A 24764-nucleotide genomic window follows, 5' to 3' on the forward strand; every position below is an offset into this window, starting at 1 on the left:
CTTCCAGCAAACGCCTCTGTCTCTCATGAATACCCGCGTCCTCACCGGCATCACCACTTCTGGAACTCCCCACCTTGGCAACTACGCGGGCGCAATCCGGCCCGCCGTTCAGGCCAGCGCGCAGCCCGGCGTGGACGCATTCTTCTTCATGGCGGATTACCACGCCCTCATCAAGTGCGACGACCCCGCGCGCGTGGCCCGTTCGCGCCTTGAAATCGCCGCGACCTGGCTGGCCGTGGGTCTGGACCACGAGCGCGTGACCTTCTACCGCCAGTCGGACATCCCCGAAATTCCCGAACTGACCTGGCTGCTGAATTGCGTCACCGCCAAGGGGTTGATGAACCGTGCGCACGCATACAAGGCGTCGGTGGACCAGAACACCGAGAAAGGCCTGGAGCCGGATGACGGGGTCACGATGGGTTTGTTCTCGTATCCAGTGCTGATGGCCGCGGACATCGTCATGTTCAATGCCAACAAGGTGCCCGTGGGCCGCGACCAGATCCAGCACCTGGAAATGGCACGCGACATCGCTCAACGCTTCAATCACCTGTACGGCCGCGATTACTTCACACTGCCGGAAGTCGTGATCGAAGAAGACGTGGCGACCTTGCCCGGCTTGGATGGCCGCAAGATGTCCAAGAGCTACAACAACACCATCCCGCTGTTCGAAGGTGGTGCCAGCGCGTTGCGCGCGGCAGTGATGCGCATCGTCACCGATTCGCGCGCGCCGGGCGAGCCCAAGGACGCCGAAAATTCGCACCTGTACACGATCTACCGCGCCTTCGCCACGCATGAACAGGCTGCCGCGCTGCGCAAGCAGCTCGAAGAGGGCATGGGCTGGGGCGAGGCCAAGCAGGCGCTGTACGACCACCTTGAGAATCTGCTGGCGCCCATGCGCGAAAAGTACTTCGACCTGATGGCCAACCCCGGCCGCATCGAAGACATCCTGCAGGCCGGCGCCGCCAAGGCGCGCAAGCTGGCAACCCCCTTCATGCAGGAGCTGCGCCAGGCCGTGGGCCTGCGCAACCTGCAGGCTGCGCAGGCCCCGTCCGTGCAACCCAAGAAAGAAAAGGGCAAGGGCGCGCGTTTCGTCAGTTTCCGGGACGATGACGGCAGCTTCCGTTTCCGCCTGTTGGGCGCGGACGGCGAGGAATTGCTGCTGTCGCAGCGCTTCGCCGATCCCAAGGAGGCGGGCGCCCTGATGCGCCGCCTGCAATCTGAACCGGCGGAGACGGTGCTCCAGGCCGACGGGCAAGGTTATTCCGCCATGATCGACGGGGTGGCCGTGGCGACTGCGCCTGCGGGCGCCCAGGACGGCTCCGGCGCCTCGCTGGCGCGCGCGCGCGCGGCGCTGTCGTCGCTTTCGCAGGAATAGGCGGCGGCCGCAGCAGCCGGCCAGGCCTGTCAGGCGGCGCGGGCGTTTGCCACGATGCGCCCATCGCGCACGTGGAAGCGCTGCGCGCTGCCTTGGCCGGCGATTTCGAGCATATCGCCTTCTGTGTAGCCCGTGACGTTGGGGCAATCCAGCCATTCCGGATTGATGAACGGAAAGTACTTCAGCGTGCCGCTGCCTTGGCTGGCGAAATCGAAGGTGGTGTTGGCCACCACTTCCGGGTCCCATTGGCTGGCATCGAAGGTCAGCGCGCAACCCGCGCCGATACGGTAGACGATGCTGGCGCCCATGCTCGCGAAGCCCAGCGCGCCCACATGCAACTGCGCGCCGTTTTGCAGCTCGATGATGCGACTGCCCAGCCTTTCCAGCGTGATGTGCTTGAAGGTCACTTCGGCGCCGTCGACAAGCAGATGCGAATACTGGCCCAGGGTAATTTCGCTGTAGACGCCGCTGGCACTGGCTTCCTTGGTGGTGATGGTTGCCGTTTCGTTGGCGGCAAGCGTGATGGAATTGGGCATGGCGGGGTGGATCTCCGGTCGGTCGGGGCGGGGCGCTGTTGTTCTTGTGCTGCTCCCGGGCAGGCGCTGGGCGCCATGGTTCGCCTGCTCATGGGCTTGTGTCGGCTTGGCGGCTGCGTACCGCGGGTTTTAGTATTTGGACACAATTAGATATTTTCTATCATTTTTACCCGTCATGGCTTGAGAGAACGCAAGCAAGGCCTCTCTTTACGGGTAAGCCCTAGGGAAAAAAAACGGCGCACGAGGCGCCGTTTTTTTTGGGGGCAAAGGCCAGGGGCCTAGCGCTTGAGCTTGGCGAAAGCATCCGCCATGGCGCTATTCATGCCGCCGCCGGCATTGCCACGGCCACCATCGCCCTGCGGGCGACGGTTGCGATCGCCGCCCTTGGGGGCGTCGCCGCTGCGCCGCGCAGGCGCCGCGGTATCGTTCAGGCGCATGGTCAGGGCGACACGTTTGCGCGCGACGTCCACTTCCAGCACCTTCACGCTGACCGTCTGGCCCACGCGCACGACGTCGCGGGGATCCTTTACGAACTTCTCGGCCAAAGCCGAAATGTGGACCAGGCCGTCCTGGTGCACGCCGATGTCGACGAACGCGCCGAAGTTGGCCACGTTGGTCACGACGCCTTCCAGCACCATGCCCGGATACAGGTCGTTCAGGGTTTCAACGCCTTCCTTGAATTGCGCCGTCTTGAACTCCGGACGGGGATCACGGCCGGGCTTTTCGAGTTCGGCAAAGATGTCCCGCACCGTAGGCAGGCCGAAGCGTTCGTCGGTGAAGTCGGACGGCGACACGCCTTTGAGGGCTTCGCGCTGGCCGATGATCTGCTTCACCTCAGCCTTGATCTTGGCGACGATGCGTTCCACCACCGGATAGGCTTCCGGGTGGACCGACGAAGCGTCCAGCGGATTTTCGCCGTTGGGAATGCGCAGGAAGCCGGCGGCCTGTTCGAATGCCTTGTCGCCGAAGCGCGGCACCTTGCGCAGGAACTCGCGAGTCGGGAAGGCGCCATTCTCGTCGCGCCAGGAGACGATGTTCTTGGCGAGCAACGAATTCAGGCCTGAAACACGGGCCAGCAGCGCCGCGGATGCGGTGTTCACGTCCACGCCCACGGCGTTCACGCAATCCTCGACCACGGCGTCCAGCGAACGCGCCAGCTCGCGCTGGTTGACGTCGTGCTGGTACTGACCGACGCCGATGGCCTTGGGATCGATCTTGACCAGTTCGGCCAGTGGATCCTGCAGGCGGCGCGCGATGGATACGGCGCCGCGCAGCGTCACGTCCAGGTCGGGGAATTCCTGCGCGGCGGTTTCAGAGGCGGAATAGACGGACGCGCCGGCTTCGGAGACCACCACGCGGGTGACCTTCAGGTCCGGGAAGCGTTCCATCATGTCGCCCACCAGCTTTTCGCTTTCGCGCGAAGCGGTGCCGTTGCCGATGGCGATCAGGTCGACCTTGTGGCGCGCGACCAGGGCGGCCAGCGTGTTGATGGTGCCGTCGCGGTCACGGCGGGGTTCGAACGGATAGACGGTGGTCGTGTCCACGACCTTGCCGGTCTGGTCGATCACGGCGACCTTGCAGCCGGTGCGGATGCCCGGATCCAGACCCAGCACGGCCTTGGGACCGGCGGGAGCGGCCAGCAGCAGGTCTTTCAGGTTGGCGGCGAACACGCGGATGGCTTCGGCTTCGCCGCTTTCGCGCAGGCGGCCGATCAGCTCGCTTTCAAACGCCGTCAGCAGCTTCACGCGCCAGGTCCAGCGGCAGACTTCGCCAAGCCAGCGGGCGCGCGGCGTGGCATCCAATCCGAACAGCCCGTTGCCCAGCTTCAGGAAGCTGGCGATGCGGGCCACGCAGGGATGCGGGGTCTGCGCTTCGAGCTCGGCTTCCAGGCCCAGGCGCAGTTCCAGCACGCCTTGCTGGCGGCCGCGCAACAGCGCCAGGATACGGTGCGAGGGCAGGGTGCGCAGCGGCTCGTTGAAGTCGAACCAGTCGCGGAAGTTGGCGCCTTCGGTTTCCTTGCCTTCGACCATCTTGGAGTAGATCAGGCCGGTGGACCACAGATGTTCGCGCAGGTCGGCCAGGAGGTCCGCGTTTTCCGCGTAGCGCTCGGCGAGGATGTCGCGCGCGCCGTCGAGGGCGGCCTTGGCGTCGTTGATGGATGCTTCGGGATTCAGGTACTGCGCCGCCAGCGTGGCGGGATCGCAGCCCGGATCGGCGAGGATGCCGTCGGCCAGCGGCTCCAGTCCCGCTTCGCGGGCGATCTGGGCCCGCGTGCGGCGCTTGGGCTTGTAGGGCGCATACAGGTCTTCCAGGCGCTGCTTGGTGTCTGCCGCGCCGATTTCCTGTTGCAGCTCGGGCGTCAGCTTGCCCTGCTGCGAAATGGATTCAAGAATGGCTCCTCGGCGTTCTTCGAGTTCGCGCAGATAGCCCAGGCGCACTTCGAGATTGCGCAGCACGGTATCGTCCAGGCCGCCAGTGGCTTCCTTGCGATAGCGGGCGATGAACGGCACGGTGGCGCCGTCATCCAGCAGTTCCACCGCCGAAGCGATCTGGGAGGCGCGCGCGCCAAGCTCGGTAGCGAGCTGCGCGACGATGCGGGCGTTGTCGACGCCGGCGGCGACGTTCGTGATAGCGGAAGTTTCAGACATCTCGATACGACGACAAAAAGGAAAAACAAGGGGCGGATTGTGCCATAAGCCGCTGTTACAAAACGTGCCAGGGGTGGGCGGATATGTCCCCCTTGGAGCACGATAGCGGCCAATCCGGAGCGAGGGCCTGCCGCGTAGCGGGTATCATTTGGTCCTTTCCCACACAAGTGTCTGGCGCCCGAACCGTAACCGGCACCGGTTCACCGTTGACTCGCTATGCTGGACCTGGATATCTCCGAATTCTTCGACGCGGACGGGCCATTGGCCACGGCCCTGCCCGGCTACAAGCCGCGACCCTCGCAGGTGGAACTCTCGCAGGCCATCGGCCAGGCCATCCAGGACCGCGCCACGCTGGTGGCCGAGGCGGGCACCGGCATCGGCAAGACCTGGGCCTATCTTGTACCCGCCTTCATCCAGGGCGGCAAGGTGCTGATTTCCACGGGTACCCGTACCCTGCAGGATCAGCTTTTCGCCCGCGACCTGCCGCGCGTGCGCGCGGCCTTGGCCGCGCCAGTGACCGCCGCGCTGCTAAAGGGGCGCGGCAACTATGTTTGTCATTACCACCTGGATCGCCTGCAGGGCGACGAGCGCGCCCTGAAGTCCCGCACCGAGATCCAGCAGCTGCGCCAGATCCAGGTATTTGCCGGCATTTCAAAGACCGGGGATCGCGGCGATCTCGCGCAGGTGCCTGAAGACGCCGACATCTGGCAGCGCGTTACGTCCACGCGCGAGAATTGCCTGGGCCAGGAGTGCCCGCGCATCCGCGATTGTTTCGTGGTGAAGGCTCGCCGCCAGGCACAGGAAGCCGACGTGGTCGTCGTCAACCACGCGCTGTTCATGGCGGACCTGGTGCTGCGCGAAGAGGGCGTGACCGACCTGCTGCCCGAAGCGGATACCGTGATTTTCGACGAAGCGCACCAGTTGCCCGACACTGCCACGCGCTTCCTGGGCAGCAGCGTGTCCACGCATCAACTGCTGGATTTCGGCCGCGCGATGGAAGCCGCCGGCCTGGCCTATGCCCGCGAGGCCGCCAAATGGAGCGACGTCAGCCGCCATGTGGAAACGGCGGCGCGCGAACTCCGCCTGGTCTGTGCTCCGCTGGACCGGATGCCGGGCCGCAAGGCCACCTTCGAAGCCATTCCCAATCCCGAGGAATTCGATGTGGCGCTGTTGGCGCTGCGCGAGGCCGTGGACAGCGCGGCAAAGGCGTTGGGCGCGGTAGCCGAAAAGCATCCGGACCTGATGGCGGCCGCGCGCAGCGGCGCCGAGATTTCGGTGCGGCTCAAGCGCTGGGCCACTCCCGGCCGCGCAGCCGCGGACCACTTCGATGAAGGCTGGGGCCGCGACGACCAGGCGCCCGAGCCCGCAGTGCAATCGGCGTTGGGAGACGGGTTGCCTACGCCCGCCGCCCTCCTGGAAGGCGCTGCCGCCGCGGATCAGTGGACGGGGCCGGCGGTCCGTTGGGTCGAACACGGTCAGCACCATGTGCGCCTGCATTCCGCGCCACTGTCGGTGGCCCAGGCTTTCTCCAAATACCGCAAGCCGGGCCAGGCCTGGATCATGACCTCGGCCACTTTGTCCGTGAACGGCGAATTCACGCACTTCACCAGCCAGCTGGGGCTGGACAAGGCGCGCACGGGCAAGTGGGAATCGCCCTTCGACTACCCCGAACAAGCCTTGCTGTTCGTGCCGCGCGGCATGCCCGAGCCGCAATCGCCGCAGTTCCTCGACCGTTTCGTCCAGACGCTGATGCCGCTGCTGGAGGCGAGTCCGGGCGGCACGCTGGTACTGTGCACGACCCTGCGCGCGGTAGACAAAGTCGCGAATCTGCTGGCCGACGCCTTCGACGATGCCGGACACGAATGGCCCTTGCTGAAGCAGGGCGAGGGCACGCGCCGAGACCTGCTCGACCGTTTCTGCAAGCTGGAGCACCCGGTGCTGGTGGGCAGCGCCAGTTTCTGGGAAGGCATCGACCTGCCCGGCGACGTGCTGACGCTGGTGGCGATCGACAAGCTGCCGTTTGCTCCGCCCGATGACCCGGTCATCGAGGCGCGGTTGCGTGCATGCCGCGCGCACGGGGGCAATCCTTTTGCCGAATATCAGCTTCCGGAAGCGGCTATCTCGCTCAAGCAGGGCGCGGGCCGCCTGATCCGTACGGAATCGGACTGGGGCGTGCTGATGGTGGGTGACGCGCGCCTGGTCGAAAAACCTTATGGCAAGCGGCTGTGGCGGGGGCTGCCGCCGTTCGCGCGAACCCGCGAACTGGAAGAAGTGCTGGCCTTCTACCGGCGCAAGCAAGAGCCGCAGGACTGAACGCGGCCTTGTCTGGGCAGGTCTTGCATCGGTTTGTTCAGGCGACGGCTCGTTCGCCTCTGCGCGACAAGGCCCACCAGCCCGTCATGAGCGCGGCCAGGCCCACGATGGGCAGCATGGCGGCATTCAGCGTTTCCCAACCCATACGCGCCAGGGCCGGTCCGGCGGCCAGCGTGGCCAGCGCCGTGGTGGCATAGCGCAGCATTTCGGCGGCCCCTTGCACGCGGGCGCGCTCGGCGGGGCGGTAGGACTGGGCCAGCAATGTGGTGCCGCCGACGAACATGAAGTTCCAGCCGACTCCCAGACAGAACAGCGCCGCATGAAACGCGGCAAGCGAAGTCGATTGCATGGCGATCAACGAGCAGGCCGCGTTCAGCGCCATGCCCAGGCCGAGCACGCGCGGCAGCCCGAGCCGATTGATCAGCGCGCCCGCGAAGAAGGCCGGGGCATACATGCCGATGAGATGCCACTGCATGATGCTGGCTCCGTCCGCGATGCTGTGCTGGCAGGCGACGGCAGCCAGCGGCGCGGCCGTCATGATGAACATCATCGAGACCGACCCTACGACATTGTTGGCCAGGGCCGCCACGAAGATGGGTTGCCGCATGACCTCGCCCAAGGGACGGGCCGGCAGGCCCGTGCCCTGCGCATCGGCGGACTGGCCGCCATCGCCCTCCTGGTCCCGGTAGGCCACGAGCAGCAGCGCGCTGGCCGCTCCCAGCAGCCCCACCATCAGGTAGGCGCCGGAAAAGATCGCCGCAGGAAAGAGGTCCTTGGCCCAGGCCGCCAGGGCGGGCCCCGCGATCGCGGCGATGACGCCGCCCGTCAACACTACGGAGATGGCGCGGCTTTTGGCTTCGGCAGGCACGGCATCGGCGGCGGCCAGGCGGTAATACTGAGCAAAGGCCTGGAACACGCCGACCAGCGCCGTGCCCAGGCAGAAGAGCCAGAAATCGCTGGCAAAGACCGCGGCTACGGAGATCAGCCCGCCGACCGCGCCGGCCAGCGAACCCAGCATGAAGCCCGCGCGGCGGCCGATGCGTTGCATGAGCAATGACGCATACCAGGTGACCGCGGCGCCCGCCACCGTTATCAGCGCAAAAGGCAGCGTCGCCAACGCCGGATGCGGCGCCAGCATCTGGCCCGTCAAGGCCGTCAACGTGAGGTCGATGGAGATGGCCGCGATGTACAGGCCTTGGCAGATGGCGAGGATGCGGGCATTGCGCAGGCCGCGCGAGGAGGAGGTCATGACGGTGAACGTCCGAAGGATTGACAGGCCCCACTCTAGCGTCGGAAACTCTGGCAGGAATGACTATTTTCCCTCGTTTCTTGCCATAGACCTCCGCTATGCCCCATCGCGTCTGCATCCTGCCCGTCCCTGACTTCCAGCTGCTGGATATGGCTGGGCCGTTATCCGTCTTCCAGATCGCCGCCGAGCTGGTGCCGGGCGCTTATGAGGTAGCCGTGGCATCGGCCGAGGGCGGGCTGGTCCGGTGTTCGGCCGGCGTACCCGTGCTAACCCGTTCGTGGCGCGGCCTGCGCGCCGATACCGTGCTGGTGCCCGGCGGCCAGGGCGCGCGGGAGCCGCGGGCGGCGCCGGCCATGCTGGCCTATCTGCGTGCCGCGCATGCGCGCGGCCGGCGAGTCGCCAGCGTTTGCACGGGCGCTTTCGTGCTGGCGCAGGCCGGCATCCTGCACGGGCGCAGGGTGACCACCCACTGGCGTCATGCCACCGAGCTGCAGCAACGCCATCCGGCCCTGGCGGTGGAAGCGGATCGCATCTATGTCGAGGACGGGGCGGTGTGGACGTCGGCGGGAATTACGGCCGGCATAGACCTGGCGCTGGCCATGGTGCAGGCGGACCACGGCGAGGCCGTCGCCCGCGCCACGGCCCGCGAAATGGTGGTCTATCACCGGCGCACCGGCGGGCAGTCGCAGTTCTCGGCGCTGCAGGATCTGGCGCCGCCCAGCGGACGCATGCGCGAGGTATTGGCCCACGTGGGCCAGCACCTGGATGAAGTCCTGGACATCGAACGCCTGGCCGGCGTGGCCTGCCTGAGTCCGCGCCAGTTCTGCCGTCAGTTCAAGCAGGAAACCGGCCAGACGCCCGCCAAGGCGGTAGAGCGGGTGCGCGCCGAGGCGGCGCGCGAACTGGTGGAGGAGGGCGAGGCCGGCATGGACGCCATTGCGCGGCGCGTGGGCTTTGGCGATACGGAGCGCATGCGCCGAGCCTTTCTGCGCATCTACGGGCAGCCGCCCCAGGCCATGCGCCGCGGCGCGGCCCAATAAAAAAAGCCCCTGTCGCGCAGGGGCTTTTTCGGAAGGCGAGGGCGGTTCAGTCGAACGGATTCCACCAGCTGCGGTCGGCCTTCAGCCCCTTGGTCTTGAAGTCGCTGTTGGGGAAGTTCTTGTCGTACACGCGCTGCGAGTCGTTCTTCAGTTCGGTCAGGCCGAGCTTGTCGTAGGACTCGACCATCAGGTAGAGCGCTTCTTCGGTGGCGGGGGCGCCTTCGAAGTCGGTGATGACGGTCTGTGCGCGGTTGGCCGCGGCCACGTAGGCGCCGCGCTCGTAGTAGTAGCGGGCGACGTGCACTTCGTTCATGGCGATGGTGTTGACCAGCCAGGCGACGCGCTGTTCGGCGTCACGCGTGTACTTGCTGTCGGGGTAGCGCTTGATCAGCTCGTTGAACGCATCGTAGGAGGCACGCAGGCCCTTGGGGTCGCGCTCGGCCGGGTCCTGGCCCGTGATGCTGCTCATGAAGGCGCTGGTCGGCGTGAAGTTGATCAGGCCCTTCAGGTAGAGCGCGTAATCGGTGCCGGGGTGGTTGGGGTAGAGCTGCTGGAAGCGGTCGATCGCGGCCAGGGCCTGTTCGTTTTCGCCGTCCTTCCAGTTGACGTAGGCAAGTTCAAGCAGGGCCTGCTGGGCATAGACGCCGAACGGATAGCGGCTTTCGATGGCGGTCAGCCGCTCGCGCGCTTCCTTCCAGCCGCCCGACGCCATTTCAGACTTGGCGTCCGCGTAGAGCTGTTCGGCGCTCCAGTTGGTGGTCTTGTCGTATTTGCTGTTGGTCGAGCCGCAACCGGCGATGACCATCACGGCAAAGAGCGCGATAACCACGCGCAAGACCGGCCCGCTTCGGGAGGCGGGATTCGAGGGAGCTGCGGAGTGGTGAATCACGAGAATCGTATCCTTGGTGTTAGCATGGCAGGCTGATTATATGATTTGTCTCCATGTCTGATACAGCCTCCGGCGCAGATCTCGTTTCCGACGACGAACTCCTGGGTATTTCCGAGGAAACTCCCCGGGGGGAGCCGCAATTTGTAACCGTACCTTCCAGTACCCGCGCCGACCGGCTTGACAAGGTGCTGGCGGGGTTGCTGCCAGAGCATTCCCGCAGCCGGCTGCAGGGTTGGATCGAGGCCGGCAACGTCCATGTGAATGGCGCGCCCGGCAAAGTCCGCCAGACGGTTGGCCCGGGCGACGAGCTCACCGTCTGGCCCCAGCCCGCCCCGGAAACCCTGGCCTTCGCGCCCGAACCGGTGGATTTCGCGGTAGTGGACGAGAGTCCCGACTGGATCGTGGTGAACAAGCCCGCAGGGCTGGTCACGCATCCCGGCGCCGGCAACTGGAGCGGCACGCTGCTCAACGGCCTGCTGTACCGCTACCCCGAACTGGCCCAGGTCGCCCGCGCCGGCATCGTGCACCGTCTGGACAAAGACACGTCCGGCCTGATGGTGGTGGCGCGCAACGAAACCGCCCAGACGCACCTGGTGCGCCAATTGCAGGCGCGCAGCATGGGCCGGGAGTACGTGGCCCTGGCGCATGGCTGGCTGGCCACGGCCGGCAAGGTCGACCGGCCCATCGGCCGCGATTCGCGCGTCCCGGTACGCATGAGCGTCGAGCGCCCGGTGGCGCCCAAACCGGCCATCACGCATTACACGCCCGCCCGCCGCGGCGAGGCGGATCCCGGCGGCCGCGTCACCGAAGTCGTTTGTCGCCTGGAAACCGGCCGGACCCACCAGATCCGGGTGCACATGGCCAGCCTGGGACATCCGCTGCTGGCCGACACGATATACGGCGGCAAGAACATCGCGGGCGCGCAACGGCAGATGCTGCATGCGCGCGCGCTGCATTTCGAAGATCCGGGCGGCCGTGGCGAAGTCGAGTTCGCCGCGGCCGTGCCTCCCGACATGAGCTTGGTCCAGGAAGAGATTGCATGGAACGCGTAGTGGCAGGCCTGCCGGTGGTGACCGGACCCGAGTGGGCTGGCGTGAACTATTTCTGCACAACCCGGGCAGGGGGCGCGGGCGTCGCGCCGCACGACACCTTGAACCTGGGCCGTCGCGCAGGAGACGATCCGGACACCGTCACGGAGAACCGACGCCGAGTGCGCGCTGCGTTGCCGGCCGAACCCCTGTGGCTGCGCCAGATCCACGGCAGCGAGGTGGTGGACGCCGATCAGGCGGACTTGCCGGATGAACCCGCGGCCGACGCCAGCGTCACTGCGCGTGCGGGCCGCGTCCTGGCCGTCATGGTGGCGGACTGCCTGCCGGTAGTCATCGCGGATGCGCAAGGGACGGTTCTGGGCGCGGCGCACGCGGGTTGGCGCGGTCTTTCGGGTGGCGTGCTGGAAAAGACCCTGGCGGTCATGCGCGCCAAGGCGCCGCAAGCCTCGGGTTGGCGAGCTTGGGTCGGGCCGGGCATCGGCCCGCAGGCGTTCGAGGTCGGCCAGGACGTACTGGACGCCTTCTCCAAGGACGATCCGGCAACCCTGCGCTACTTCACGCCGCGGCAGGGCATCTCCGGAAAATGGCTGGCGGATCTCGCCGGATTGGCCGATTTCCGCCTGCGCCGGGCCGGAGTACAAGAGGTGTCCTTGAGCGGGATGTGTACGGTGGCGGAATCGGACCGATTCTTTTCGTACCGGCGCGACGGCGAAACCGGACGCATGGCCATGCTGGCCTGGCTCGGCCGGGTTTGATCTGGCGCAAGGCCGGCGGCCGGCCTTGCGGCATACCCTGTCAGGCCTCCTTGTATACCCGCATTGACAGCCCCCAACCCGGAATGCAACATCAATCGCGTAGTTTCGATAACAAGGTGTCGAAGTGAATGCCAATCTCTCCGCAGGGCCCATTCCGGTGAGCGTGGCACCGGAAGTCCTGGCCGACATCCAGGCCGAATTTTCCCGCGAGTGGCAACGCCTTTGCGATGACGCCCGCCGTGGCGCGCTTGCGCCGCCGCCAGACCGCCGCTTTTCCGGCGATGCCTGGGCCTCCAATCATTCGCATCTGTTGCTGGCGCATACTTATCTGCTGTCGGCCCGCGCCATGTCGCGCATGGTCGACGCCGCACAGGTCAGCGAACCCATGCGCGACCGCCTGCGCTTTTCCATCATGCAATGGGTCGACGCGCTGTCGCCGTCGAATTTCCTGGCGCTGAATCCTGATGCCCAGCAATCCATTGTTGAAAGCGCAGGACGTGCGCTCAATGAAGGGCTGGCCAATCTGCTGGGCGACGTCAAGAAAGGCCGCATCACGCAGACGGACGAGTCGCAGTTCGAAATCGGCCGCAACGTCGCGGTGACGCCGGGCGAAGTGGTGTTCGAAAACAGGCTGTTCCAGCTTATCCAGTACGCGCCATCGACCGCCACCGTGCACGAGCGGCCGCTGGTCATCGTGCCGCCGAACATCAACAAGTTCTACATCCTGGACCTGCAGCCCGAGAATTCTTTCGTCCGGCATGCGGTGGACCAGGGCTACACGGTATTCCTTATTTCGTGGCGTAATCCGGTGTCCAGCGATACCGATGGCGTGGACCGCGCGACCTGGTCCGAGTACCTGGACGATGCGGTGCTGCAGGCGCTGCGCGTGGCAAGCGACATCACCAAGCAGCCGCAAGTCAACGCGCTGGGCTTTTGCGTGGGGGGCACGATGCTGGCTTCCGCGCTGGCCTTGGCCGAGGCGCGCGGCGAGCACCCCGTGGCGTCGCTGACCTTGCTGACCTCGCTGCTCGATTTCCACGATACCGGCATCCTGAACGTCTTCGTCGACGAGGCCCACGCGCTGCTGCGCGACCACCAGCTGGGGCAGGGCGGGCTGATGCCTGGCCGCGACCTGGCCACCACGTTCTCGTTCCTGCGCCCCAATGAACTGGTCTGGAACTACGTGGTCGGCAACTATCTGAAAGGCCAGAAGCCGCCCGCGTTCGACCTGCTGTTCTGGAATGGCGACAGCACCAATCTGCCCGGGCCGTTCTTCTCCTGGTACTTCCGCAATACCTACCTGGAGAACAACCTCAAGGTGCCGGGACGCGCGCACGCGGCCGGCTTGCCGCTGGACCTGACGCGGCTGGAAATGCCTGCGTACATCTTCGGGTCACGCGAAGACCATATCGTGCCCTGGGTCTCGGCGTATGCCTCCACCCAGGTGCTGCGCGGACCGCAACGTTTCGTGCTGGGCGCGTCCGGCCACATCGCCGGCGTGGTGAATCCGCCGGCCAAGAAGCGCCGCAGTTATTGGGTGGCTGACAAGCTCGAGCAGTCTGGCCACCATCTGCCTGGAGATCCGAACGCCTGGTTCGCCCAGGCGGTGGAGATGCCGGGCAGCTGGTGGCCCGATTGGACCGGCTGGCTATCGGGCCATTCGGGCAAGCAGGTCAAGGCGCGTGCAAAGTTGGGCAATGCCAAGTACCGGCCGATAGAGCCGGCGCCTGGCAGGTATGTGAAAGTCCGGGCGGCCTGAGGCCGCGGCAGCGGTCAGGCCCGGATGGAAGAAAGTTAATTAACGAGGCGTCCGTCGCACACAGGAGGAAGTCCAATGAGCGGAAAACTGGCTTACGTAACAGGCGGGATGGGCGGTATCGGCACCTCTATTTGCCAACGCTTGGCCAAGGATGGCTTTCGCGTGGTGGCAGGTTGCGGCCCCAGCCGCAATTACCAGCAATGGCTGGATGAGCAGGCAGCGCAGGGCTATACGTTCTACGCGTCCGTGGGCAATGTGTCGGATTGGGACTCCACGGTAGAGGCCTTTGAACGGGTCACCAAGGAACTGGGTCCGGTCGACGTGCTGGTCAACAACGCGGGCATTACCCGCGATGGCCTGTTCCGCAAGATGAGCGCCGACGATTGGCGCGCGGTCATCGACACCAACCTGAACAGCTTGTTCAATGTGACCAAACAGGTGATCGACGGTATGGTCGAACGCCAGTGGGGGCGCATCATCAACATCAGCTCGGTTAACGGGCAGAAGGGCCAATTCGGCCAGACGAACTATTCGACGGCCAAGGCTGGCATCCATGGCTTCACCATGGCGCTGGCCCAGGAAGTGGCCAGCAAGGGCGTCACCGTCAACACGATTTCGCCCGGCTACATCGGCACAGACATGGTTCGCGCCATTCGCCCCGACGTGCTGGAAAAGATTGTCGCCACCATCCCGGTGCGCCGCCTGGGCACGCCGGAGGAAATCGCGTCCATCACGTCGTGGCTGGCCTCGGATGAGTCCGGTTTTTCGACGGGCGCGGACTTCTCGCTCAACGGCGGCCTGCACATGGGCTGACGCATCGCGGACCGCCAGCAGGCGGTTCGTCGGCGCCGGAGGGCCTTGGGGAGAAGGCCCTCCGGATTACACTAACCCTATCTGAAGCCTTAGAGATCGCCCGATCCGGGGACAACCATGACGCAAGCACAAACCGGCGCCAGCCTGCGCCTGATTAAAAAGTACCCCAACCGTCGCCTGTACGACACCCGGACCAGCACGTACATCACCCTGGCAGATGTCAAACAACTGGTCCTGGCCAATGAAGAATTCCAGGTCGTCGACGCCAAGAGCAGCGAAGACCTGACGCGCAGCATTCTCCTGCAGATCATTCTTGAAGAAGAAAGCGGCGGCATGCCCATGTTCTCGTCCAACATGCTGTCGCAGATCATCCGGTTCTACGGGCATGCCATGCAGGGCATCATGGGTTCCTACCTGGAAAAGAACATCCAGGCCTTCATGGAAATCCAGCAACGCATGGCGGAGCAGTCCAAGGGCCTGTATGGCAGCCAATTCGGTCCCGAGGCCTGGGCCCAGTTCATGAACGTGCAGACGCCCATGCTGCAGAACATGATGAACAACTACATCGACCAGAGCAAAAATCTGTTCGTGCAGATGCAGGACCAGATGCAGGATCAGACGCGCGCCATGTTCTCGACCTTTCCGTTCACGCCCGGCGGCACGCAAGGGCCCGGACGCAAGTAACGGCGTGGCCGCGTCAGGCGCGGCTTCATCGATCGTCAGCACCCCAAAAGCCGGACAGCGGTCCGGTTTCTTGGGGTGTTTTTTAATCACCGCTTGCAGGCTTCGACTTGGGCGGCAAGCGCAAGAACAGTCACCCGGGAGTGCAAGCATGAGACTGAACAAGATGTTTTCCCGCTTGGCCTGCTCGGCGTTAGCCGGACTGACGGTCCTGTCCGCATCGCCCGCCACCTGGGCCTGCACGCGCGTCGTCTTCCACGGCGCCGGCGATCAGGTGGTTACCGCGCGGTCCATGGACTGGAAGAACGACATCACCAGCAACCTGTGGGTGTTGCCGCGCGGCATGGCTCGCAGCGGCGAGGCCGGCCCGAACTCCCTGCACTGGACGTCGCGCTACGGCAGCGTGGTCACATCCGGCTATGACGTCTCGACCACCGACGGTGTGAACGAAGCGGGCTTGAGCGCCAATCTGCTGTGGCTGGCCGAATCGCAGTACCCGCAATTCGATGCTAAGAGCAAACCCGGCCTGACCATTGCCGCGTGGGCGCAGTACGTGCTGGACAACTACGCCACCGTCAAGGAAGCCGTGGAGGCATTGGGACAGGAACCCTACACCATCGTTTCGGACAACGTGCCGGGCGAGGACCGCCTGACGACGCTGCACCTGTCGATCTCGGACGCCAGCGGGGACAGCGCCATCATCGAATACATCGGCGGACGCCAGGTGATCCACCACAGCCGCGACTACCAGATGATGACGAATTCGCCTCAATTCGAACAGCAACTGGCGCTCAATGCCTATTGGCAGCAGATCGGCGGCACCACCATGCTGCCGGGCACCAATCGCGCCGCCGACCGTTTCGTGCGGGCATCGTTCTATATCAACGCCATCCCCAAGGACCCGGATCCCAACAAGGCGCTGGCCAGTGTCTTCAGCGTGATACGCAACGTCTCTGTGCCCTATGGCATCAGTACGCCTGGACAACCCAATATTTCGTCCACGCGCTGGCGCACTGTCTTCGACCACCGGCGCAAGTTGTATTTCTTCGAATCGGCCCTGACGCCCAACACATTTTGGGTGGATCTGAAGGCTCTGGACTTCAGTCCGGAAAGCGGCAAAGTGCTGAAGCTGGACCTGGGACCAGACCAGCGCCACACGTTTGCGGGCGATGCCACGCGCGCCTTCCAGCCGTCGGCGCCGTTCAAGTTTCTCGGGCTCTGAACCCAGGGGGCGAGCTTTTTTTACCGCTTGATCAAACGCAATGATCCGCGGAATTTCCTGGCGCCAGGTTCAGGGTTCTGTCAGTTGATTTCGTTACATTAATGAAAACGGTTCTTGTTTGTGTTTTGAGAACCGTCGTCCCATTTGTGTTTCAAGGATTATGCACATGATCAAGAAAGCCTTGGCCCTGGCCATTGTCGCTCTGAGCGTTTCCGCCGCCAACGCGGCCGAATACCCTATCGGCAAACCGGTGGAAAAGGGCGGCATGGAAATCGGCGCGGTGTATCTGCAACCGATCGAAATGGACCCCCCGGGAATGATGCGCCCGGCCAAGGATTCGGATGTGCACCTTGAAGCCGACATCCACGCCACTGCCGGCAACAAGACGGGCTTTCCCGAGGGCGAGTGGGTGCCTTACCTGGTCGTGAAGTACGAAATCCAGAAGGTCGGCAGCCAGAATGTGCAGAAGGGCACGTTCATGCCCATGGTCGCCAACGACGGTCCCCACTACGGCGAAAACGTCAAGCTGGAAGGTCCGGGCAAGTACAAGCTGAAGTACACGGTACTGCCGCCCACCGCGGACAAGATGAGCCACTTCGGCCGCCACGTCGACAAGGAAACCGGCGTGGGCCCGTGGTTCGAGCCCTTTGACCTGGAATATGAATTCGTCTACGCCGGCACGGGCAAGAAGGGCGGTTACTGATCGTGCGCAGCCTGCTTCGCCTTGCCGCCGCATTGCTGATCGGCCTGGCCGGACTGGCCGGCGGCGCGCCCGCGCAGGCTGACGAGTTGCCCACGTTCACGCTGAAGTTCAAGCCGGACGGCACCTTCGAACCCGCCACGCTGGAAGTGCCGGCGGGTCGTTTCAAGATCGAGCTCATCAACGAGAGCAACGAGCCGGTGGAATTCGAAAGCATTCCGCTGCGCAAGGAAAAGGTGCTGGGGCCGGGGGTGAAATCCTTCGTCGTGATCACCATTTCCCGCCCGGGCGAGTATCCCTTTTTTGACGATTTTCACCAGAGCGTGAAAGGCACCTTGGTCGTCAAGCCCAAGGAATGACGCGGTAGCACTATATGGAACAGGTACTTTTCATCGTCTGGCGCGAAAGCGTCGAAGCCATGCTGGTGGTGGGCATCCTGTACACCTGGCTGCGCGCGACGCCCGAGGGCAAGCGCGGCCTGACCTATTTGTGGGGCGGCGTGGCCGCCGGCCTTGCGCTGGCCGTGGCCTTGGCCCTGGTGCTGCTGGGCGTGTCCACCTGGCTCAGCGACGAAGGCCAGGAATGGTTCCAGGCCATCATGTCGCTTGCCGCCTGCGCGCTGGTGGTGCAGATGGTCGTCTGGATGAAGAAGCATGGCCGCACGCTCAAGGGCGAACTCGAGAGCGGGGCGCGGGCTTCCGTCGCCAATGACAACTGGTGGGGCCTGTTCGTGCTTGTAGCCATCGCCGTGGCGCGCGAAGGCAGCGAGACCGTCGTGTTCCTGTACGGCACCGTGTCGGCGGGCGAGGGCGGCAGCGACATGCTGAAGCTGGCGCTGGCTGGCATTGCCGGCTTCGTTGTCGCGTTGCTGACGTTCTGGCTGTTGCAGCTGGGCGGCAAGCTCATCACCTGGCGCCGCTTCTTCCGCGTGACCGAGATCCTTTTGCTGTTGCTGGCCGGCGCATTGCTGGTGGGCGGCCTGGATCACCTGATTTCGCTGGACGTGCTGCCGACCATCGTGGACCCGGTGTGGGACAGCTCCTGGCTCTTGAGCGACAGCACCGGCGTGGGCAAGGTCTTGGCCGACTTCGCCGGCTACCGGGCCCTGCCTGCGCTGAGTTCCGTGCTGTTGTGGGTGGCTTACTGGATCGTCGTCTGGGCGCTGCTGCGCTGGGTGGGAGGCAAGCCCGCAGGGGCGACCGCCGCGGCCCGCAGCGCTTCCTGAACCCGACTGTTGCCGGACTGAATATTTGAAGGTTTGACCATGGCAGCTGCACTCGGGAGGGCAACCTCCCGTATCGCCGACTTCCTTCGTGACCATGCCCCGCTGTTGCGCAAGCTGCAGTGGGGCATTGTTGCGATATACGCTTTCCTTTTGATCGTGCCCGCCATCCTGCCCTTGCCGGACAATGCGGCCTCGGTGTTCAACAACCTGACCATCGTCGCGCAGTTCGCGTTCTGGGGAGTGTGGTGGCCGTTCGTGCTGATTTCCATGCCCATTCTTGGCCGGGCCTGGTGCGGCTGGCTCTGCCCCGAAGGGATGCTGACGGAATGGGCCAGCGAGCGCGGCCAGGGGCATGCGATCCCGAAATGGATGCGCTGGGGAGGCTGGCCTTTTGTTGCCTTCGCGCTGACCACCGTCTACGGCCAGCTGGTCAGCGTGTACCAGTATCCGCTGGCGGTGCTGGCGGTGCTGGGCGGTTCCACCGTGGCGGCCATGATCGTCGGCTGGCGCTACGGCCGCAGCAAGCGCGTGTGGTGCAAATATCTGTGCCCGGTCAATGGCGTCTTCAACCTCCTGGCCAAGCTGGCGCCGTGGCATTTCAAGGTCGATGAAGAAAAGTGGCGCCATCCGGTCATCCGCATCGAACCCATCAACTGTGCGCCGCTGGTGCCGTTGCGCCATATGAAGGGCGCGGGCGATTGCCATGTCTGCGGACGTTGCAGCGGCTATCGCGGCGCGATCGCGCTGACGCCGCGTTCGCCCGAAGAAGAAATCGTGCATGTCACGCACGGCGATCCCTGGCAGACGGCGCTGCTGTGCTTCGGCCTGATGGGCATCGCGATCGGTGCCTTCCTCTGGAGCGCCAGCCCCTGGTACGTGACCGCCAAGCAGTGGGCCGCGACCTGGCTGGTCGAACACGACATCATGTGGCCGCTGATGGACAACGCGCCCTGGTTCATCCTGACGCATTACCCGGAAGTGAATGACAGCTTCTCGTGGCTGGATGGGGCCGGCATTCTGATGTTCGTGGTGGGCGCTACGGTCTGCGTCGGTGGGGCGACCTTCCTGTCGCTGTGGATTGCCGATCGCCTGGCGCCAGCCGTGCCCGTGCCGGACGAGCCGGCCACGCGCTGGGGCCGTCCCGGCCTGCATAAATTGGCCCAGGCATTGATTCCTTCGGCCGGCATCGGCGTGTTCCTGGGCCTGTCGGCCACCACCGTGAATCTGCTCAAGCATGAAGGCATGCAGGCCGCCTGGGCCGCGCCCGTGCGTTTTACGTTGTTGAGCTTGGCGGTGCTGTGGACGCTGCGGTTGTATGCGCGGCTGTTAAAGCCCCGTGTGGCGAGCGCATGGCGCAAAGGGCTGGCCTGGACGGTGCTGGCTGCGGGCCTGGCGCCGTTCTGTCTGGCCTGGGTGCTTTTCTTCGCGATCTGGTAGCAGGGCCCCGAGGCTTGCGATAAAGTGGGGCATTGCGCCGGCGTTGGCCGGCGCAACGCTTTCAACCCCTTGTTACCGCCATGGCCTCTTACGCTTTCCGCCTGCTCAACGTTTTCGCTTCCTCCACTTTCAGCGGCAACCAGCTTTGCGTGTTTGAAGATGCGCGCGGCATGGACGACGCCACCATGCTTAACCTGGCGGCGCAGTTCAACTTGTCCGAAACCACTTTCATCCTGCCTTCGGACAAGGCCGCGGCGCGCGTGCGCATCTACACGCCGGGCTTCGAGATGAAGTTCGCTGGGCATCCGACGATCGGCACCTCGCAGGTGGTGCGGGACTTGCAGCAAACGGGCGATGAGCTGACCCTGGAGTTTGCCGCGGGGGTAGTGCCGGTGACCGCGCATGGCGATGCCTGGACCTTTACCGCGCCCTGTCCCGGCGGTGTGCAGACCGCCCCACCGGCGTTGGACCGCGCCGAAATCGCAAGTCTGCTCGGTCTGGATGCCGCCGATCTGCTGGGCGACCCGATCTGGGTGGATACGGGCGCCGACCAACTGTTGATTCCTGTCGCCAGCGTTCAAGCCGTGCGCCGCATCGCTCCCGATGCCTCCCGGCTGGACCGCTGGCAGGCCAACAGCCTGGGACGCAAAGTCATGTACGCCTTCGCCTTTGACGAAGGCCGCCAGCAGGACGGGCGGCAGGTCGTGGTGGCGCGCTACTTCTACGCCAAAGCGGGCGGCGGCGTGAACGAGGACGCCGGCACCGGTTCCGCCTGCGCCAACCTGGGCGGCTGGCTGCAGCATCGGAATCATGCCTTGCCCGCCCGCATCCTCGTGGAGCAGGGCGACCATATCGGCAGGCCTTGCCGGTTGTTGCTGGACGTCCAGGCCGATGGCCGGATCCAGGTGGGCGGCCGAGCGCTCGAAATAGGCCGCGGGGTGGTCGATATCTGAATCGAGCGACACGACGGACTCTTGCCCAGAACAATGCAAAGCGGCGCCTGTGTATGACACAGGCGCCGCTTTGTTTTCTGGATAGGGCTGGCAAGCCCCCGCTTTACTTCTTGTTCTTGGCCGGGTCGACCTTGATGTTGTTCATCACCTGCTTGACGCCTTCGACGCCGCGCGCAACGGTGGCTGCATGATCAGCTTCGGCCGCTGTGCCGACGGTACCCGTCAGCTTGGTGACGCCCGCATTGGTTTCGACCGCGATATCCAGCGCGCTCAGCTGCTTGTCGGCCACGATGGCGGCCTTGACCTTGGTGGTCACGGTGGCGTCGGACGCGTATTCACCCACGGACTGTTTCGGCTTGCCGTCGTCGGCGGCAAAAGCCATGGAAGTGAAGACGGCGCCCGTGCCCAGTGCAGCGGCGGCGATCAGCTTGCGAAATTCCATAGTCATGCTCCTTGTTAGTGATTCAGCGCGTCGATACGCGAGGATGGCGAAGTATCTTGGGTACGAGTTCTATTTCTTGCGGAATGCGCCGCCGAGAATGGACAGCAGCGCCAGTACCAGGAAGACGAAGAACAGGATCTTGGCGATGCCCGCAGCGCCGGCGGCGATGCCGCCGAAGCCCAGGACAGCCGCGATGATGGCGATGACGAAGAAAACTACGGCGTAGTGCAGCATGTCAGCTTCTCCTGGTGGTTGGACGGATCAGGGATTCCGGTCGAAGAAGTCGCGGACTTCCTTTTCAGCTTCTTCGCGAGTCTTGCCATAACGCTCCTGGATCAGGCCTGCCAGCCGTTCGGCGTTGCCTTCGGTGCGGGTCAGCTCGTCGTCGGTGAGTTCACCCCAGGCGGCTTTGGCTTTGCCCGTCAGTTGCTTCCATTTGCCAGCGATGATGTCGTTGTTCATGGTGACCTCTCCTTTTGCTTGCGGCATCCGGTTTGCGGCCTGTAAACCGGAGTGCCGCGGTTGAATTGGACACTGATCAGCTAGGGCCTGTCGGTAAAAAGGTTTCCGTTCAGGCCATGCACTTACCGTACGAGCACGCGGCGCGGCCGTCAAACCTGGCTGTGGGTAAATGTAACAACGCGGAGGGCAGGAAAATAGCCGCTTTCCAGCGGGAAGAGGTTGCAGGCGCACTAGAAGCTGCAGTTACATTCCGGCAATGTCTTGTCCGCTTTTGAGGGAGGCTGGTAACTGGATTTGCGGGGGTGGACCGGGGTGTCCGCGGTTGGCTTGGGCGCGGGCGCAACGGTATAGTCATGGCGGAACCCGCAAGCAGGTTCGGCCTCAGAATAGGAAGAGGAATTCGCATGACGCAACGACTTTGCAGCGCAATCTTGCTGACACTGGCCGCGATGACGGCAATGGGATGCACGCACGTGACCGACAGGTACCAGGCGGCTGTGCCTGCGGCGTCAAGCGCCAGTTGATCGGCCGCACGCCGATGCCAGACGCGAACGGGGCGCCCAAGGGCGCCCCGTTTCGCTACGGAAGGCCGCGATCGGCTCAGGCTTGCGCGATGCGGCGCGCGATGTGATCCAGCGCTTCTTCGACCTGGTCGACGAGGATCAGGCAGAGGTCGCCAGCGCCCAGGCGCGCCAGTGCGGTGTCGATGGCGAGAAACTCGCCATGGATCTCTTCGACATGCTTGCTGCGGGTGGCGTTGACCAGGCCCTGCTGCAATAGCGCCAGCACTTCGCCGTCGGCGCGGCCGCGCTGGCATTGGTCCTGATACAGCAGCACGTCGTCGAATGCTTCTCCCAGGATCTCGGTCTGCATCCGGATGTCTTCATCGCGGCGGTCGCCCGCGCCGCTGATGACCACGGAGCGCCGCTTGGCGGGCATGGCGTCGACGGCCCGCACCAGCGCCAGGATGGCATCGGGATTGTGGCCGTAGTCGGCGATCACCGTGGCGCCGCGGTAATCGAACACGTTGAAGCGTCCGGGAGCGGTCTGGGCATCGTTGACGAAGGTCGCCAGGCCGCGGCGGATGATGTCCGTGTCCAGCCCCAGCGCCCAGGCGGCCGCGATCGACGCCATGGCGTTTTCCACCTGGAAGGTGATGGTGCCGTTGCGCGTGAGCGGAATGGAAGCCAAGGGGTAGCGGGTCTCGTCGGCACCTTGGGCGGTCACGATGGAGTCGCCGTCGCGGTAGACGCAGCGCAGGCCTTGCGCGCGGTGCGTCGCCAGCACGGGATGGTTGCGGTCTTCGGCGAAGTAGGTGATCGAGCCCGGGCAGCTCGCGGCCATTTCGGCCACGATGGGGTCCGCCGCGTTCAGGACCGCGGTGCCCGTGGGATGCACGTGCTGCACGATCACGCGCTTGACCACGGCCAGGTCTTCGACCGTACTGATGTAGCCCAGCCCCAGGTGGTCGCCCATGCCGATATTCGTGACGATGGCCACGTTGCACCGGTCGAAGGCCAGCCCTTCGCGCAGGATGCCGCCGCGCGCGGTCTCGAACACGGCTGCGTCCACGTCCGGGTGCATGAGCACGCTGCGCGCGCTGCGCGGACCGCTGCAATCGCCGGTGTCGATACGCAGGTTGTCCACGTAGACGCCGTCGGAATTCGTCATGCCTACGCGATTGCCGGCAACACCCAGGATATGGGCGGTCAGGCGCACGGTAGTGGTCTTGCCATTGGTGCCCGCCACGGCCACGACGGGGATGCGGCCGTCATCGCCGTCGGCGTACATGTTGGCGATGATGGCTTCGCCCACGGCGCGGCCCTTGCCGAAGGACGGGTTCAAGTGCATGCGCAGGCCTGGCGCGGCGTTCACTTCCACGACGCCGCCGTTCTGTTCCTCGAGCGGGTACAGCACGCTCTCCGCCACGACGTCCACGCCGCAGATGTCCAGCCCGATCATGCGGGCCGCCGACACCGCGCGCGCGGCCATCTCGGGATGCACTTCGTCGGTGACGTCGGTGGCTGAACCGCCGGTGCTCAGGTTGGCGTTGTTGCGCAGGAAGATCAGCGTGCCGGAGGGCGGCACGGAATCGGCATCGAAGCCTTGCTTCTTGAGGGTGGCCAGGGCGATGTCGTCGAAGCGGATCTTGGTGAGCGAGGTGGCATGGCCGTCGCCGCGCAGCGGGTCGGCGTTGACCTGATCCACCAATTGGCGGATGGTCTGCACGCCGTCTCCGGTGACCTGGGGCGGATCGCGCCGCGAAGCCGCGACCAGCGCGCCGCCCACCACTAGCAGACGGAAATCGTGGCCGGGAATGTAGCGCTCGACGATGACCTCGGAGCTGATCTCTTCGGCTACTTCAAAAGCCTGGATCACGCGTTCGCGCGTTTCAATGTTGACGGCGACGCCACGCCCCTGGCTGCCGTCGCGCGGCTTGACCACGACCGGGCCGCCCAGTTCTTCGGCGGCGGCCCAGGCTTCCTCGGCGGTGGTTACCGAACGGCCCATCGGCACTGGCACGCCGGCTGCGTCCAGCAGCATCTTCGTCAGGTCTTTGTCCTGCGCGATGGATTCGGAGATGGCGCTGGTCAGGTCGGTTTCGGCGGCCTGGATACGGCGCTGCTTGCTGCCCCAGCCGAACTGCACCATGCTGCCCTGGGTCAGGCGGCGATAGGGGATGTTGCGGGCCGTGGCGGCGTTGACGATGGAGCCGGTGCTGGGTCCCAGACGCACGTCTTCGTCCAGGTCGCGCAGGCGCTTGAGGGCATCGGCAAGATCGAAGGGCGTGTCGTCCAGCGCGGCGCGCACCAGCACTTGCGCCAGTTCCATCGCCAGCCGGCCGACTTCCTCTTCGCTGTATTCGACCACCACCTGGAACACGCCAGGCTCGATGGTGGAGGCGGTGCGGCCGAACGTGACGGGGCAGCCAGCGTGCGCCTGCATCGTCAGCGCCACGATCTGCAGCACGTGGGCGATGGAGACGGCGCCTTGATGGCCTTCCGGACGCAGCAGGCCGGTCTGGGGCAGCCGCGCGCGCAGGCGCGCTTCGAAGTCAGGCAGGTTGTCGATGGAGCATTCGGCGTCGGCGCAGGAAACAATGGCCTCGATCGCGGTGTTCTTGCTCCACAGATTGGGACCGCGCAGTGCTCGGATACGGGAAACTTCCATGGCAGGTATTCCTGTCTAGCTTACGCGCGCCCGCCGCTCGGGCAA

At 64.9% G+C, this 24764-nt stretch carries 22 protein-coding genes; 14 read left to right on the plus strand and 8 right to left on the minus strand.

Annotated elements, in window-relative coordinates; genetic code table 11:
• The first annotated feature begins 25 nt into the window (after positions 1-25).
• Positions 26-1375 carry a tryptophan--tRNA ligase gene (locus tag VCS63_RS10440; protein WP_323879634.1) on the plus strand — a complete coding sequence of 450 codons (1350 nt, stop codon included), beginning with the start codon at positions 26-28 and terminating at the stop codon, positions 1373-1375.
• Between the two features lie 29 nt (positions 1376-1404).
• On the opposite strand, the gene VCS63_RS10445 is transcribed toward VCS63_RS10440, so the two are convergent.
• Positions 1405-1911 (minus strand): hypothetical protein, encoded by a 507-nt coding sequence (locus tag VCS63_RS10445; protein WP_042792473.1) that lies wholly within the window; start codon positions 1909-1911, stop codon positions 1405-1407.
• 278 nt (positions 1912-2189) lie between these two features.
• A complete protein-coding gene (gene tex / locus VCS63_RS10450; RefSeq protein ID WP_042792474.1) occupies positions 2190-4559 on the minus strand; it encodes an RNA-binding transcriptional accessory protein Tex in 2370 nt (789 codons plus the stop codon).
• Between the two features lie 216 nt (positions 4560-4775).
• Between tex and VCS63_RS10455 the strand changes: the two genes are divergently transcribed.
• Entirely contained in the window at positions 4776-6872 is a 2097-nt protein-coding gene (locus tag VCS63_RS10455) for an ATP-dependent DNA helicase (protein WP_063641868.1), read from the plus strand.
• A 37-nt stretch (positions 6873-6909) separates the two neighbouring features.
• Here the strand turns inward: VCS63_RS10455 and VCS63_RS10460 are convergent, their stop codons facing one another.
• Entirely contained in the window at positions 6910-8121 is a 1212-nt protein-coding gene (locus VCS63_RS10460; RefSeq protein WP_076815747.1) for an MFS transporter, read from the minus strand.
• Between the two features lie 98 nt (positions 8122-8219).
• Between VCS63_RS10460 and VCS63_RS10465 the strand changes: the two genes are divergently transcribed.
• Complete coding sequence (locus VCS63_RS10465; RefSeq protein ID WP_063641856.1) at positions 8220-9161, plus strand: GlxA family transcriptional regulator; 942 nt, start codon at positions 8220-8222, stop codon at positions 9159-9161.
• 46 nt (positions 9162-9207) lie between these two features.
• Here VCS63_RS10465 and VCS63_RS10470 read toward each other — a convergent pair whose 3' ends face one another.
• Positions 9208-9966 carry an outer membrane protein assembly factor BamD gene (locus tag VCS63_RS10470; protein ID WP_232033895.1) on the minus strand — a complete coding sequence of 253 codons (759 nt, stop codon included), beginning with the start codon at positions 9964-9966 and terminating at the stop codon, positions 9208-9210.
• 137 nt (positions 9967-10103) lie between these two features.
• Here VCS63_RS10470 and VCS63_RS10475 point away from each other — a divergent pair, with 137 nt between their 5' ends.
• From VCS63_RS10475 to VCS63_RS10525, 11 genes are all read left to right on the plus strand, one after another.
• Positions 10104-11102, plus strand: a complete 999-nt coding sequence (locus VCS63_RS10475; RefSeq protein ID WP_042792478.1) for an RluA family pseudouridine synthase — start codon at positions 10104-10106, stop codon at positions 11100-11102.
• Positions 11090-11854 carry a peptidoglycan editing factor PgeF gene (gene pgeF / locus VCS63_RS10480; protein WP_063961349.1) on the plus strand — a complete coding sequence of 255 codons (765 nt, stop codon included), beginning with the start codon at positions 11090-11092 and terminating at the stop codon, positions 11852-11854. The genes VCS63_RS10475 and pgeF overlap by 13 nt, the downstream gene beginning before the upstream one ends.
• 124 nt (positions 11855-11978) lie before the next feature.
• Positions 11979-13613, plus strand: coding sequence for a class I poly(R)-hydroxyalkanoic acid synthase (gene phaC, locus VCS63_RS10485; protein WP_063641841.1), 1635 nt, complete (start codon positions 11979-11981; stop codon positions 13611-13613).
• A gap of 75 nt (positions 13614-13688) precedes the next feature.
• Positions 13689-14426 (plus strand): 3-ketoacyl-ACP reductase, encoded by a 738-nt coding sequence (locus tag VCS63_RS10490; protein WP_042792480.1) that lies wholly within the window; start codon positions 13689-13691, stop codon positions 14424-14426.
• A gap of 117 nt (positions 14427-14543) precedes the next feature.
• Positions 14544-15110 carry a polyhydroxyalkanoate synthesis repressor PhaR gene (gene phaR, locus VCS63_RS10495; RefSeq protein ID WP_042792481.1) on the plus strand — a complete coding sequence of 189 codons (567 nt, stop codon included), beginning with the start codon at positions 14544-14546 and terminating at the stop codon, positions 15108-15110.
• A gap of 148 nt (positions 15111-15258) precedes the next feature.
• Positions 15259-16329: a linear amide C-N hydrolase gene (locus tag VCS63_RS10500; protein ID WP_416379186.1), complete on the plus strand. Its 1071-nt coding sequence runs from the start codon at positions 15259-15261 to the stop codon at positions 16327-16329.
• A 166-nt stretch (positions 16330-16495) separates the two neighbouring features.
• Positions 16496-17032: an iron transporter gene (locus VCS63_RS10505; RefSeq protein WP_042792482.1), complete on the plus strand. Its 537-nt coding sequence runs from the start codon at positions 16496-16498 to the stop codon at positions 17030-17032.
• Positions 17033-17034: 2 nt separating this feature from the next.
• Positions 17035-17388: a cupredoxin domain-containing protein gene (locus VCS63_RS10510; protein ID WP_042792483.1), complete on the plus strand. Its 354-nt coding sequence runs from the start codon at positions 17035-17037 to the stop codon at positions 17386-17388.
• Positions 17389-17402: 14 nt separating this feature from the next.
• On the plus strand, positions 17403-18254 hold the full coding sequence (locus tag VCS63_RS10515) for an FTR1 family iron permease (protein ID WP_063641837.1): 852 nt from the start codon (positions 17403-17405) through the stop codon (positions 18252-18254).
• A gap of 39 nt (positions 18255-18293) precedes the next feature.
• On the plus strand, positions 18294-19691 hold the full coding sequence (locus VCS63_RS10520; RefSeq protein ID WP_063961345.1) for a 4Fe-4S binding protein: 1398 nt from the start codon (positions 18294-18296) through the stop codon (positions 19689-19691).
• 80 nt (positions 19692-19771) lie between these two features.
• Positions 19772-20644, plus strand: a complete 873-nt coding sequence (locus tag VCS63_RS10525) for a PhzF family phenazine biosynthesis protein (protein ID WP_112966445.1) — start codon at positions 19772-19774, stop codon at positions 20642-20644.
• A gap of 103 nt (positions 20645-20747) precedes the next feature.
• On the opposite strand, the gene VCS63_RS10530 is transcribed toward VCS63_RS10525, so the two are convergent.
• The 4 genes from VCS63_RS10530 to cphA all read right to left on the minus strand — a co-directional run bounded on the left by VCS63_RS10530 (position 20748) and on the right by cphA (position 24719).
• Positions 20748-21086 (minus strand): BON domain-containing protein, encoded by a 339-nt coding sequence (locus VCS63_RS10530; protein WP_013392352.1) that lies wholly within the window; start codon positions 21084-21086, stop codon positions 20748-20750.
• Between the two features lie 69 nt (positions 21087-21155).
• Positions 21156-21320 (minus strand): DUF1328 domain-containing protein, encoded by a 165-nt coding sequence (locus VCS63_RS10535; protein ID WP_006389411.1) that lies wholly within the window; start codon positions 21318-21320, stop codon positions 21156-21158.
• A 27-nt stretch (positions 21321-21347) separates the two neighbouring features.
• Complete coding sequence (locus VCS63_RS10540) at positions 21348-21548, minus strand: CsbD family protein (protein ID WP_042792487.1); 201 nt, start codon at positions 21546-21548, stop codon at positions 21348-21350.
• A 600-nt stretch (positions 21549-22148) separates the two neighbouring features.
• Complete coding sequence (gene cphA, locus VCS63_RS10545; protein ID WP_063961343.1) at positions 22149-24719, minus strand: cyanophycin synthetase; 2571 nt, start codon at positions 24717-24719, stop codon at positions 22149-22151.
• Positions 24720-24764 lie beyond the last annotated feature (45 nt).

The organism is Achromobacter sp. D10, assembly GCF_035282245.1.
Lineage (GTDB): Bacteria > Pseudomonadota > Gammaproteobacteria > Burkholderiales > Burkholderiaceae_B > Achromobacter > Achromobacter insolitus.

Bases quoted from the DNA above. Each gene is read 5' to 3' on its own strand.
- VCS63_RS10475 (WP_042792478.1), top strand. From the start codon at position 10,104: ATGTCTGATACAGCCTCCGGCGCAGATCTCGTTTCCGACGACGAACTC.
- pgeF (WP_063961349.1), top strand. From the start codon at position 11,090: ATGGAACGCGTAGTGGCAGGCCTGCCGGTGGTGACCGGACCCGAGTGG.
- VCS63_RS10500 (WP_416379186.1), top strand. From the start codon at position 15,259: ATGAGACTGAACAAGATGTTTTCCCGCTTGGCCTGCTCGGCGTTAGCC.
- VCS63_RS10530 (WP_013392352.1), bottom strand. From the start codon at position 21,086: ATGGAATTTCGCAAGCTGATCGCCGCCGCTGCACTGGGCACGGGCGCC.
- VCS63_RS10455 (WP_063641868.1), top strand. From the start codon at position 4,776: ATGCTGGACCTGGATATCTCCGAATTCTTCGACGCGGACGGGCCATTG.
- phaR (WP_042792481.1), top strand. From the start codon at position 14,544: ATGACGCAAGCACAAACCGGCGCCAGCCTGCGCCTGATTAAAAAGTAC.
- VCS63_RS10460 (WP_076815747.1), bottom strand. From the start codon at position 8,121: ATGACCTCCTCCTCGCGCGGCCTGCGCAATGCCCGCATCCTCGCCATC.
- VCS63_RS10515 (WP_063641837.1), top strand. From the start codon at position 17,403: ATGGAACAGGTACTTTTCATCGTCTGGCGCGAAAGCGTCGAAGCCATG.
- VCS63_RS10525 (WP_112966445.1), top strand. From the start codon at position 19,772: ATGGCCTCTTACGCTTTCCGCCTGCTCAACGTTTTCGCTTCCTCCACT.
- VCS63_RS10490 (WP_042792480.1), top strand. From the start codon at position 13,689: ATGAGCGGAAAACTGGCTTACGTAACAGGCGGGATGGGCGGTATCGGC.
- VCS63_RS10470 (WP_232033895.1), bottom strand. From the start codon at position 9,966: ATGGTCATCGCCGGTTGCGGCTCGACCAACAGCAAATACGACAAGACC.
- VCS63_RS10535 (WP_006389411.1), bottom strand. From the start codon at position 21,320: ATGCTGCACTACGCCGTAGTTTTCTTCGTCATCGCCATCATCGCGGCT.
- VCS63_RS10465 (WP_063641856.1), top strand. From the start codon at position 8,220: ATGCCCCATCGCGTCTGCATCCTGCCCGTCCCTGACTTCCAGCTGCTG.
- VCS63_RS10440 (WP_323879634.1), top strand. From the start codon at position 26: ATGAATACCCGCGTCCTCACCGGCATCACCACTTCTGGAACTCCCCAC.
- VCS63_RS10520 (WP_063961345.1), top strand. From the start codon at position 18,294: ATGGCAGCTGCACTCGGGAGGGCAACCTCCCGTATCGCCGACTTCCTT.
- cphA (WP_063961343.1), bottom strand. From the start codon at position 24,719: ATGGAAGTTTCCCGTATCCGAGCACTGCGCGGTCCCAATCTGTGGAGC.
- tex (WP_042792474.1), bottom strand. From the start codon at position 4,559: ATGTCTGAAACTTCCGCTATCACGAACGTCGCCGCCGGCGTCGACAAC.
- VCS63_RS10445 (WP_042792473.1), bottom strand. From the start codon at position 1,911: ATGCCCAATTCCATCACGCTTGCCGCCAACGAAACGGCAACCATCACC.
- VCS63_RS10540 (WP_042792487.1), bottom strand. From the start codon at position 21,548: ATGAACAACGACATCATCGCTGGCAAATGGAAGCAACTGACGGGCAAA.
- VCS63_RS10505 (WP_042792482.1), top strand. From the start codon at position 16,496: ATGATCAAGAAAGCCTTGGCCCTGGCCATTGTCGCTCTGAGCGTTTCC.